The organism is Sutterella sp. KLE1602, from assembly GCF_001578585.1.
Taxonomy (GTDB): Bacteria; Pseudomonadota; Gammaproteobacteria; order Burkholderiales; family Burkholderiaceae_F; genus Sutterella; species Sutterella wadsworthensis_A.
This window is the reverse complement of the sequence record NZ_KQ968551.1, coordinates 1-9,874: the sequence shown is the minus strand read 5'-3', so window position 1 is coordinate 9,874 and position 9,874 is coordinate 1. Positions and strand designations below refer to the sequence as shown.

The following is a 9,874-nucleotide window of genomic DNA, read 5'->3' as shown; positions in this document are numbered from 1 at the left end:
TCAAGCCTCTGCCTTTAGGCAGGGGTTATTGACGCCTTCGTAGAAGTACGGGTTGTAGACGTGGTTGGCGTAGTACGCGCCGCGTTCGGCCACCTGCGCGCGGCAGACGTCCGCGCAGTGGTCGCGCGTGCCCGGCACCACGTGCACCTTGGCGCCGTGGGACTCGATCATCGTGATCTTCTTGGGGCTCGTGTCTTCGGGTACGTAGATCTCGCATGCGATCCCGGCGCGGGCCGCGTAGGCCGCGACGGAGTTGCCCGCGTTGCCCGAGGAGTCCTGCACGCAGGTCCTGACGCCGATCGCCAGCATGTGGCTCACGAGCGTCGCCGCGCCGCGGTCCTTGAAGGAGAGCGTGGGCATGGCGTAGTCCATCTTGAGCAGGACGCCGTTTCTGCCGTCCATCTCGATCACGGGCGTCATGCCTTCGCCCATCGTGACGGAGCGCCAGACGTCGCCGTCCACGGCCATGAAGTCGCGGTAGCGGAAGATGCTCCATTCGGAGCGGTCGATGCGGGCGGGATCCCACGCGGGTGGCGTGAAGTCGAGCTCGAAGAGGCCGCCGCAGCGGCACTTGGGTTCATGGGTGTCGGCGGCGCATGCGGCGCCGCAGGAGGTGCAGACGTAGCCGGCGTTCATGAGGCTGTCTCCCTATAAAAGAAATGCGGATCAGGCCTCGTCGAGCTCGGCCACGGCCTCGATCTCGACGAGGCAGCCGAAGTGCAGCTCGGGCACGGTGGCGACGAGGCGGCCGGGCTTGTGCGCGCCGAAGAATTCGGCGTAGACCTCGTTGATCGGGCCCCAGTACTCGCCCTTCGTGGTGAAGACGCGGCAGTAGACGACCTGGTCGCGGCGCACGCCCGCCTCCTTGAGCACGCGGTCGACGTTGTCGAGCGCAAGGCGCGCATGGTCGCGGATGTCGCCCCGGCAGACCTCGCGCGTGTCGGGATCGATCGAGAGCTGGCCCGAGACGTAGAGCATGCCCTTCGAGATGATGCCCGGCGTGTAGTGGCCCTTGTTTTCACCCTTGAACGGGGGCTGGACGAATTTCATCAGAGTCTCCTTGTCTGGTCTGTGAATGCAGAACGCCCCGGACCGCAGGTCACGCGGTTCGGGGCGAGAAACAGGTGGCGGTCAGCGCTTGCCGCGGACTTCGTCGAGGTAGGAGTAGACGGTCACCTTCGAGATGCCGAGCTTTTCGGCGACGCGGTCGATGGCGCCCTTCACGAGGAAGACGCCGCGCTGGTCCATGAAGCGGATGAGCTCGATCCTCTTTTCTCGCGTCATCGAGCCCGAGGGAATGTCGCCCGTGATGTTGTCGACGAGGTCCGTCATGATCTCCATCACGGTGCGGTTCGTGTCGACGGGACAGACGTCCTCGTTTTCCTCGTCGGGCAGGAGCGGAAGTACGCCCTTGTCGATCCCGGGGAGCATCTGAGCGAGCATGTCGATCTGGCGGGTGATGCGCGTCGTGTCGACGTTGATGCAGAACGCACCCGCAATGTGCCCGTTCTCGTCACGGATGATCGAGGAGGAGCTGCGGATGAGGCGCCCCTCGTGGCGGAAGTAGAAGTTCGGGTTGACGTCGCCCGATTCGCCCGGCGAATGGATCGCCTTCGTGATCAGATGACGGAAGCTTTCGCCCACCTGGCGGCCCGTCACCTTGTTGTTGGCGACGTAGACGACCGAATGCTGCGGATCCGACAGGTCGTGAAGAACGACTTCAACGTCTTCGCCGAAGGTCTTGGCAACAAGGTCGGCAATCGGAACGTACGGGGCGAGTATGGGCTTCATAAGTGGATATATAAAAAAATTTATTGCTTGTAAAAATTTTTCTAGCTATAATTTCCTCCCGACGGGAACCCTTGCCTGAACGCCGGCTGAAGGCCGCGTCGGGACGGTGCTGAGAACCGCTAGACCCCATCATACAGTGGCGGCTCCTCTGCGTCTATAAAAAACTATACACTTGACGGGTTCCCGTAGACTTTTATGCTGAAACTCCCGGTCCGCGCATGAAAAGGCGCGCCCGGCCGAATCCTGCTTGAGAGGATGTTTTCATATGGACGAGCTGATTTACGGCGTCTGGAAGGGACGCGCGTACGACAACCGCCGCACGATCGACGGAAAGGCGCCCGAGGGCCTTCCGCTGAGCGAATTCCTCGCCTTCAACAGCGGCAATCCCGTTGCGGGCTTTGCCGGTCCCCAGGGCTTCCTGATGTTCGACAATCGCGTGACGCTCGCGGACGTGCTGCTTTCCTATTACAAGCGCGTCAGGGAGCTCGCCTGCGGCCGCTGCACGCCGTGCCGTGCGGGCGGCGTGATGATCGTCGAGGCGCTTGAAGCCGCCTGCGAGGGCAGGGGATCCGAAGTCGACTGGGAGCGCATCCGCGACATTGCCCTTCAGATGAAGGAGACGAGCCTCTGCGGCATAGGCCTCACGACGCCCGAGCCCATTCTCGGCGCGCTCGAGCACTTTCCCGAGCTTCTCGTCAACGCGCCCGTCATGCCCGCCACCCAGCGCGACTTCATCAGCGTGGCGACGGCCCCCTGCATTGAGGCCTGTCCCGCGAAGGTGAACGTGCCGCGCTACATCGACTACATCCGCGACGGCCACCCCGAGCTCGCCACGGGCGTGTTGCTGCGCCATTATCCGCTCGTCGGCTCCTGCGGCCGCGTGTGCGTGCGCCCCTGCGAGACGGCCTGCGCGCGCAACCACGTCGACCGCCCCGTCGCGATCAAGGACCTCAAGCGCTATGCGGCCGACTACTGCGGCCAGACGATCGAGGCGCTCTTCAGGAACGAGCGCGTGGAGCCCACGCCCGTCTCGAAGCGCGTCGCCGTGATCGGCGCGGGTCCCGCCGGCATCAACTGCGCCTACCATCTGCTTCGCCGCGGCCACATGGTCGACATTTATGAAGAGCATGCGGGCGCGGGCGGCATGGCTCGCCTCGGCATTCCCGCCTACCGTCTGCCGAACTCGCTTCTCGAGACGGAGACGACCGCGATCGAGCGCATGGGCGGCCAGTACTTCTTCAACAGCCGCTTCGGGCGCGACTTCACGCTCGACTCGCTCTTCAGACGCGGCTACAACGCGGTCTTCCTCGGCGTGGGCTGCGCGCTCGGCCAGTACCTCAACCTGCCGGGCGAGGACAAGTCCGCCGACGGCTACCTCAAGGGGCTCGACTTCCTCGTCGACGTCGAGGGCCACCAGAGCCGCGGCGAGCCGATCGAGCTTGACGGCGACGTCGTGGTCGTTGGCTGCGGCAACGTCGCCATGGACTGCTGCCGCACGGCCCGCCGCCTGATGAAGGGCGGCAGGGTGACGGTCTCCTACAGGCGCACCCGCGCCTCCGCCCCCGCGGACCCCGAGGAGATCAAGGCCGCCATGGAGGAGGACATCGGATTCGAATTCCTGACGGCGCCCGTTGAGGTGATCGTCGAGGACGGCCGCGTCACGGGCATCCGCCTCGTGCGCATGGCCGAAGGCGAGCCCGACGCCTCGGGCCGCCGTTCCGTCAGGCCCGTCGAGGGGAGCGAATTCGTCGTGCCGTGCCGCTATGTGATTGCCGCCATCGGCCAGAAGCTCGACACGTCGATCTTCTGCGAGGCCGACGGCATCCGACTCACGAAGCGCGGCACCATCGAGGTCGACGAGTCGCTGCGCACTTCGCGCGAAGGCGTCTTCGCGGGCGGCGACGCCTCCTCGGGCCCGACGTCCCTCATCTGGGGCATGGCCCAGGGCCAGAACGCCGCCATGGCGATCCACGAGTACCTGATGACCGACGCACCGGGGTTCAATCCGCGCCTGCGCTTTGCGGACCTCATCAGGAAGGCCGACCTTCTCGGCAAGTGCGTGCCCGACCGTCCCGTCGTCTTCAGGCCCCGCAGGGAGATCGGCATGCTGTCCGCCGCCGAGCGCGTGGGCAACTGGGAGGAAGTCGAGCACGGACTCACCGAGTCCGACGCCCGTGAGGAGGCGAAGCGCTGCCTGCGCTGCTACCGCCTCTTCGGCGTGAAGACGCTCTTCCCGATCCCCGGCAAGAGCGCCATGGACGAACTCTGATCGCGTGAAGGAGACCCCCAGAATGCTGGCCACGATCAATCTACAGCCCGTCGAGTTCACCGAGGGCGAAACCATTCTAGAAGTCGCCCGGCGCACGGGCACCTTCATTCCGACGCTTTGCGAATTTGCGGCGCTCAATCACCGTCCGGGCACTTGCCGCATGTGCCTCGTCGAGGTCACCCGCGCCGACGGCACGAGCCGCGTGGTGACGGCCTGCGAGACCCGTCTTGTCGAGGGCGACGTCGTCGATACCTACTCGCACAAGGTCCGCCGCATGCAGAAGCTCCAGGCGGAGCTCCTCTTCTCGGACCACTGCGAGACCTGCTCGGGCTGCGCGCGCCACGGCGCCTGCGAGCTGCAGAAGGTCGCCCGCGTCGTGGGCCTTGACGTCACGCGCCTTTCGGGCCGCCTCGCAACGCGTCCCGTCGAGACGGACGCCTCGGCCAACGGCCTCGTCTTCACGCCCGACAAGTGCATCCGCTGCCTTCGCTGCATCGAGGCCTGCCGCCAGGTGCAGGGCATCGGCGTCATCAAGCTCGACCATACGGGTACCAACGCCGCGGTGAGCTTCGGTGGCCCCTGGGGCGAGTCCGAGACCTGCATCCAGTGCGGCCAGTGCGCGCTCGTATGCCCGACCGGTGCCCTGGCCGTCAAGGATCAGACCGACCGCGCGCTCGACTGGTTCGACGATCCCGCAGTCACGACCGTCGTGCAGTTCGCGCCCGCCGTGCGCGTGACGATCGGTGAGAGCATCGGCGCGCGTCCGGGCGAAAACCTGCAGGGCAGGATCGTCGCCGCGCTCAGAAAGCTCGGCGCCGATTGCGTGATGGATACGCGCTGGTCCGCCGACGTGACGATCATGGAAGAGGGAACCGAGCTGCTCGAACGCCTTCTCAGGCAGAAGGAGGAGGGGACGCTGCACGGGCATCCCGACACGATGTTCACCTCCTGCTGTCCGGGCTGGATCAACCACATCGAGAAGAACTGCCCCGACATGATCCCGCACATCTCCTCGACGAGGAGTCCGCAGGCGATCTTCGGCGCGCTCGCCAAGACCTGGCTGCCGAAGACGCTCGGCATTCCCGCGGAGCGCATTCGATCGATCTCGATCATGCCCTGCACGGCGAAGAAGGACGAGGCCGCGCGCGAGCTTCTCAAGCACGGTGGCGAACAGGACGTGGATCTCGTGCTCACGGTCCAGGAGTTTGCGGCCATGCTCGACCGTCGCGGGATCGACCTCATGAGCCTCGTGCCCGCCGAATTCGACTCGCCCTTCATGAGCGAGGGTTCGGGCGCCGCGCAGCTCTTCGCGACGACGGGCGGCGTGATGGAGGCCGCGCTCAGGACGGTTTCGGCGCTTGCGGGCGGGCCTGATCTCGGCCGTATCGCCTTCGAGCCCGTCAGGGGGCTTGCGACCTTCAAGGAGGCCGAAGTCGAGACGGAGGCCTTCGGCAAACTGAGGATCGCGGTCGTGCACGGCATGCGTGCGGCCGACGAGGTGATCAGGCTGGTGCGCGAGGGACGCTCCCCCTACCACTTCGTCGAGGTCATGGCCTGTCCCGGCGGCTGCGTGGGCGGTGGCGGAACGGTGCGCGGCATCGTCTGGCGCAGTACGCTCGACCGCAGGCAGAACGCCGTCTACAGCACCGACGCCTCGATGAAGTTGCGCACGTCGCACGAAAACGAGGACGTCGTGAGGCTCTACAGGGACTTCCTCGGCGAGCCCGGCAGTCCGCTTGCGCACGAGCTTCTGCATTGTGAATACAGGGAGCGCGAACGCCGCTCCGAAAAGCCCGACTACCGCACCATCGAGTCGGCCGTCGAGCTCGCCAGCGTTTGATTCCTGAGCAGGGCGTCCGCAGGCGCATCCGCCTGCGGGCCCGTGCATAATAAGGGACAATCCGGTAAAAAAATCCGAATTCATTTTCATCCTGAATGCTTCAGGATCAAGGAGAAGAAACCATGAAAGCACCCGTTCGCGTGACGGTGACCGGCCCCGCCGGTCAGATCGGCTATGCCACGCTCTTCCGCATCGCCTCCGGCGCCATGTTCGGCCCGGACCAGCCCGTGTTCCTCACGCTGCTCGAACGCGCCAATCCGACCTCCGCCGCCGCCCTCAAGGGCGTGATGATGGAGCTCTCCGACTGCGCCTTCCCGCTTCTGGCCGGCATGCGTGCCGTTCAGGATCCCGTCGAGGCCTTCCGCGACTGCGAGGTCGCGCTCCTCATCGGCGCCCGTCCGCGCGGTCCCGGCATGGAACGCGCCGACCTGCTAGAGGCCAACGCCGCCATCTTCCGCCAGCAGGGCCAGGCCCTCAACGTCGCCGCCAGCCGCAACGTCAAGGTGCTCGTCGTCGGCAATCCGTGCAACACCAATGCCTGGATCGCCATGAAGAACGCCCCGGATCTTGATCCGAAGTGCTTCTCCGCTATGCTCCGCCTCGACCAGAACCGCGCCATGTCGCAGCTCGCCGAAAAGACGGGCGCCCCCGTCGCCTCGATCGAGCACATGGCCGTCTGGGGCAACCATTCCCCGGCCATGGTTCCCGACATCACGTTCGCCACGGTCGAAGGCAAGGCCGCTCCGTCCCTCGTCGATGACGAATGGGTGAAGAACGACTTCATGCCGACCGTCGCCAAGCGCGGCTCCGCCATCATCGCCGCCCGCGGCGCGAGCTCCGCCGCTTCCGCCGGCAGTGCCGCCATCGACCACATCCACGACTGGTTCTGCGGCTCCGAAGGCCGCTGGGTCACGATGGGCGTTCCGTCCGACGGCTCCTACGGCGTCCCCGAAGGCATGGTCTTCGGCTTCCCCTGCATCGTGAAGGAGGACGGCTCGTACGAAATCGTCAAGGGTCTCGAACTCACCGAGGACACGAAGGCCCGCATCGCGAAGAACGTCGCCGAACTTCAGGGTGAACAGCAGGCCGTCGCCGCCTTCATCCCGAACTGATCGACGATCCGCCGCCGGCGCACGCACCTGCAGGCGCCCGTGGCGAGTTCGGTTCCGAGCCCATCGGACGCCCGCGAGGCGTACGGTGGGCTTGCTCATATCTGCAGGATCCCCGCGCAGGCCGACCACCTTCGCAGGACACGGCCCGCAGCCTTGAGGAGAGAAAATCCATGACCAACCGTCTCCGTCGAGCCGACCCCGTCGGCCGTCTGCTCACCGACCCCGAAGTCGCCACGCCCGCCTTCGTCATCGACGACGCGAAGCTCCAGGTGAACCTTGACTTCGCAAAAGAGAAGGCCGCCCGTCTCGGCGTGACCCTGCGCCCGCATCTCAAGACCCACAAGTCGATCGAGATCGCTCGCCGCCAGATGCTTTCGCCCGAAGGCCCCGCCACCGTCTCCACGCTCGCCGAGGCCCGCTACTTCGCCGAAAACGGCGTGAAGGACCTGATCTACGCCGTGGGCATCGCCCCGCAGAAGCTCGCCGACGTCGCCGCCATCCGCGAAGCTGGGTGCGATCTGAAGATCATCCTCGACAACGTCGCGGCCGCGAAGGCCGTTAGCGCCTTCTGTACCAAGCGCGGCGTCACGATCCCCGTCCTCATTGAGGTCGACTGCGACGGCCACCGCTCGGGCGTCAGGCCCGAAAGCGAACTCCTCATCGAGATCGCGCGCGCCCTCACGGACGGCGCCGAGCTCGCGGGCGTTCTCACGCATGCGGGCGCAAGCTACGACGTCGAAAACCTCGCCGTCATCCGCAGGGCCGCTGCCAATGAACGCGACGGGATCGTGACGGCCGCGAACCGCCTGAGGGAGGCGGGCTTTGAAGTGCGCATCGTCTCGATCGGCTCGACGCCCACCATGACCCATGCCGAGGATGAGACGGGCGTGACCGAAATCCGCGCGGGCGTCTATGCGCTCGGCGACCTCTTCATGATGAATCTCGGCGTCGTGCCGATGGACCGCATTGCAGGCACGGTGCTCTGCACCGTCATCGGCCACCAGCCCGAAAAGGGCCAGGTGATCGTCGACGCGGGCTGGATGGCCATGTCCCGCGACCGCGGCACCGCCCGCCAGCACTGCGACTTCGGCTACGGCCTCGTCTGCGACGTCGACGGCAGGCCGCTTCGCGGCTGCGACATCCGCATGACGGGCGCCAATCAGGAACACGGCATCATCGAGGCCGCCGCAGGCGACCGACTCAAGCCCGAGGACCTGCCCGTCGGCACGCATCTTCGCATCATGCCCAACCACGCCTGCCCGACCGCGGCGCCCTATGAAAAGCTCCTTCTCGTCAATGAGGAGGGACGCGTGACGGCCGCGCTCGATCACGTCCGCGGCTGGTAACGGCTTCTTTTCGTCATAGCAACACCGCCCGCGCAGCCTTCGGGGCGTCCGTTCTCATCGGAGCGGACGCCCTTTTGGGAGTTCTTCTTTCGCCCGCTTTCGGGCGGGATCCCGCCAGTCGGGATTTCGACCTTTTCAGGCATCGGGAAAACGCGGGCAATGTGTCGCCTTTCGGTTGCGTTGCGCCGCAAGCCCTTCGCGGACAGGCGTTTTGGAAAGTGTAAGAGTTGTAATGCACAATCGGGGATGGCACCATAAGCGGTAAGGATTTCCCGTGGTGTCGGGGCCTGCGGTCTCAACGTAGACTCGACGTACGTGCTTCGACAGGGGCCGCCCGAATGCGTGTGGCGTGTCGAACACGGTGACCATCAGTCCGGATTCCCGACCAAGATTCGGAGACCTTTTCGACATCAAGGAGAGAATCATGTCGCTGTCACGCCGTTCGGTCATGCAGAGCGCCGTTCTCGGCTCCGTCGCCGCCCTTGCGGGCGTTGCGGGTTCCGCCCAGGCCAAGATCAAGAAGCCGCTTCCCGCTCAGAAGGTGAGCGAAAAGCGCCGCGTCCTCATCCAGCCGAGCTCCCGCTACCACACGTCGGGCTACCTCGATTTTGCGGGCGAGCAGTACGAGCAGCTCTACGGCAGCTCGAAGCACGAGATTCTCTTCATCCCCTATGCCAAGGTTGCGGGCACTTACGATGGCTATGAAAAGCAGGTTCAGGACGCCTTCAAGCCCTTCGGCCACAAGATCGTCTCGATCCATCGCTTCAAGGATCCGCAGAAGGCCGTTCGTGAAGCGTCCGCCATCGCGGTGGGCGGTGGCAATACGTGGGCGCTCGTCACCCGCATGTACGAGGCCGGCATCATCGACCAGATCCGCGACCGTGTCAACGGCGGCATCCCGTACTGCGGCTGGTCCGCCGGCGGCAACGTCGCCTGCCCGACGCTGCGCACGACGAACGACATGCCGATCGCCGAACCGCCGTCCTTCAACACCTTCGGGTTCATCCCGTTCCAGACGAATCCGCACTTCATCTCCGCTGCGGGCACGTCCGGCCTCAACAACGAAACGCGCGAAGACCGTCTTGAAGAGTTCCTGTGGTACAACAAGGACGAGGAAGTCATCGGTTTGCCCGAAGGCACCGCTCTCTTCGTGACCGGCGAACATGACTGCGAAGTCATCGGTCCGAAGGACGCCGAAGCCCTTTACTGGTTCCGCCAGGCCGAGATGGGCATGAGGCTCGAGCGCATCGCGCTCGGCACGAAGTTCGACCTTCGCAAGATCGTCCCGGGCGGCAAGCTCTGAAACGCATGACGCTCTGAGTCCGAAGTCAGTGACTTCGGGAAACGCCCGCCGAGGCTCGCGCCCGGCGGGCGGTTCTTTTTGTGCGGCAGTGATGGCGATGGAGGAGAAGCCGAGGCGTTTTCCCCAGCCGCCTGGCATGACCGCTGCGACGGTCAAAGTTCCTTCAACCTGAGCGCTCGCTTCACAGAAACAGCCGCAGGAAGCCTCCGAATT

The 9,874-nt window shown here is 65.3% G+C and carries 8 protein-coding genes; 5 read left to right on the top strand and 3 right to left on the bottom strand.

Annotation, left to right across the window (positions count from 1 at the left end; genetic code table 11):
• From HMPREF3036_RS07515 to HMPREF3036_RS07505, 3 genes are all read right to left on the bottom strand, one after another.
• The gene (locus HMPREF3036_RS07515; RefSeq protein ID WP_231853603.1) at positions 1-636 is read right to left on the bottom strand and encodes a pyridoxal-phosphate dependent enzyme; all 636 of its coding nucleotides are present in this window, start codon (positions 634-636) and stop codon (positions 1-3) included.
• 30 nt (positions 637-666) lie between these two features.
• Positions 667-1,050, bottom strand: a complete 384-nt coding sequence (locus tag HMPREF3036_RS07510; protein WP_062333161.1) for a RidA family protein — start codon at positions 1,048-1,050, stop codon at positions 667-669.
• Between the two features lie 81 nt (positions 1,051-1,131).
• Positions 1,132-1,791, bottom strand: coding sequence for a helix-turn-helix transcriptional regulator (locus HMPREF3036_RS07505; protein ID WP_005434875.1), 660 nt, complete (start codon positions 1,789-1,791; stop codon positions 1,132-1,134).
• A gap of 265 nt (positions 1,792-2,056) precedes the next feature.
• Between HMPREF3036_RS07505 and HMPREF3036_RS07500 the strand changes: the two genes are divergently transcribed.
• The 5 genes from HMPREF3036_RS07500 to pepE all read left to right on the top strand — a co-directional run bounded on the left by HMPREF3036_RS07500 (position 2,057) and on the right by pepE (position 9,661).
• Positions 2,057-4,060: an FAD-dependent oxidoreductase gene (locus HMPREF3036_RS07500; protein ID WP_005434873.1), complete on the top strand. Its 2,004-nt coding sequence runs from the start codon at positions 2,057-2,059 to the stop codon at positions 4,058-4,060.
• 22 nt (positions 4,061-4,082) lie between these two features.
• Complete coding sequence (locus HMPREF3036_RS07495) at positions 4,083-5,900, top strand: [FeFe] hydrogenase, group A (RefSeq protein ID WP_062333158.1); 1,818 nt, start codon at positions 4,083-4,085, stop codon at positions 5,898-5,900.
• A 122-nt stretch (positions 5,901-6,022) separates the two neighbouring features.
• Complete coding sequence (locus HMPREF3036_RS07490) at positions 6,023-7,012, top strand: malate dehydrogenase (RefSeq protein ID WP_062333155.1); 990 nt, start codon at positions 6,023-6,025, stop codon at positions 7,010-7,012.
• Between the two features lie 170 nt (positions 7,013-7,182).
• On the top strand, positions 7,183-8,358 hold the full coding sequence (locus tag HMPREF3036_RS07485) for an alanine racemase (RefSeq protein ID WP_062333152.1): 1,176 nt from the start codon (positions 7,183-7,185) through the stop codon (positions 8,356-8,358).
• 424 nt (positions 8,359-8,782) lie between these two features.
• A complete protein-coding gene (pepE, locus tag HMPREF3036_RS07480) occupies positions 8,783-9,661 on the top strand; it encodes a dipeptidase PepE (RefSeq protein ID WP_062333148.1) in 879 nt (292 codons plus the stop codon).
• Positions 9,662-9,874 lie beyond the last annotated feature (213 nt).

Coding starts and splice junctions, on each gene's coding strand:
- HMPREF3036_RS07515 (WP_231853603.1), bottom strand. CDS start 636: ATGAACGCCGGCTACGTCTGCACCTCCTGCGGCGCCGCATGCGCCGCC.
- HMPREF3036_RS07495 (WP_062333158.1), top strand. CDS start 4,083: ATGCTGGCCACGATCAATCTACAGCCCGTCGAGTTCACCGAGGGCGAA.
- pepE (WP_062333148.1), top strand. CDS start 8,783: ATGTCGCTGTCACGCCGTTCGGTCATGCAGAGCGCCGTTCTCGGCTCC.
- HMPREF3036_RS07510 (WP_062333161.1), bottom strand. CDS start 1,050: ATGAAATTCGTCCAGCCCCCGTTCAAGGGTGAAAACAAGGGCCACTAC.
- HMPREF3036_RS07505 (WP_005434875.1), bottom strand. CDS start 1,791: ATGAAGCCCATACTCGCCCCGTACGTTCCGATTGCCGACCTTGTTGCC.
- HMPREF3036_RS07490 (WP_062333155.1), top strand. CDS start 6,023: ATGAAAGCACCCGTTCGCGTGACGGTGACCGGCCCCGCCGGTCAGATC.
- HMPREF3036_RS07500 (WP_005434873.1), top strand. CDS start 2,057: ATGGACGAGCTGATTTACGGCGTCTGGAAGGGACGCGCGTACGACAAC.
- HMPREF3036_RS07485 (WP_062333152.1), top strand. CDS start 7,183: ATGACCAACCGTCTCCGTCGAGCCGACCCCGTCGGCCGTCTGCTCACC.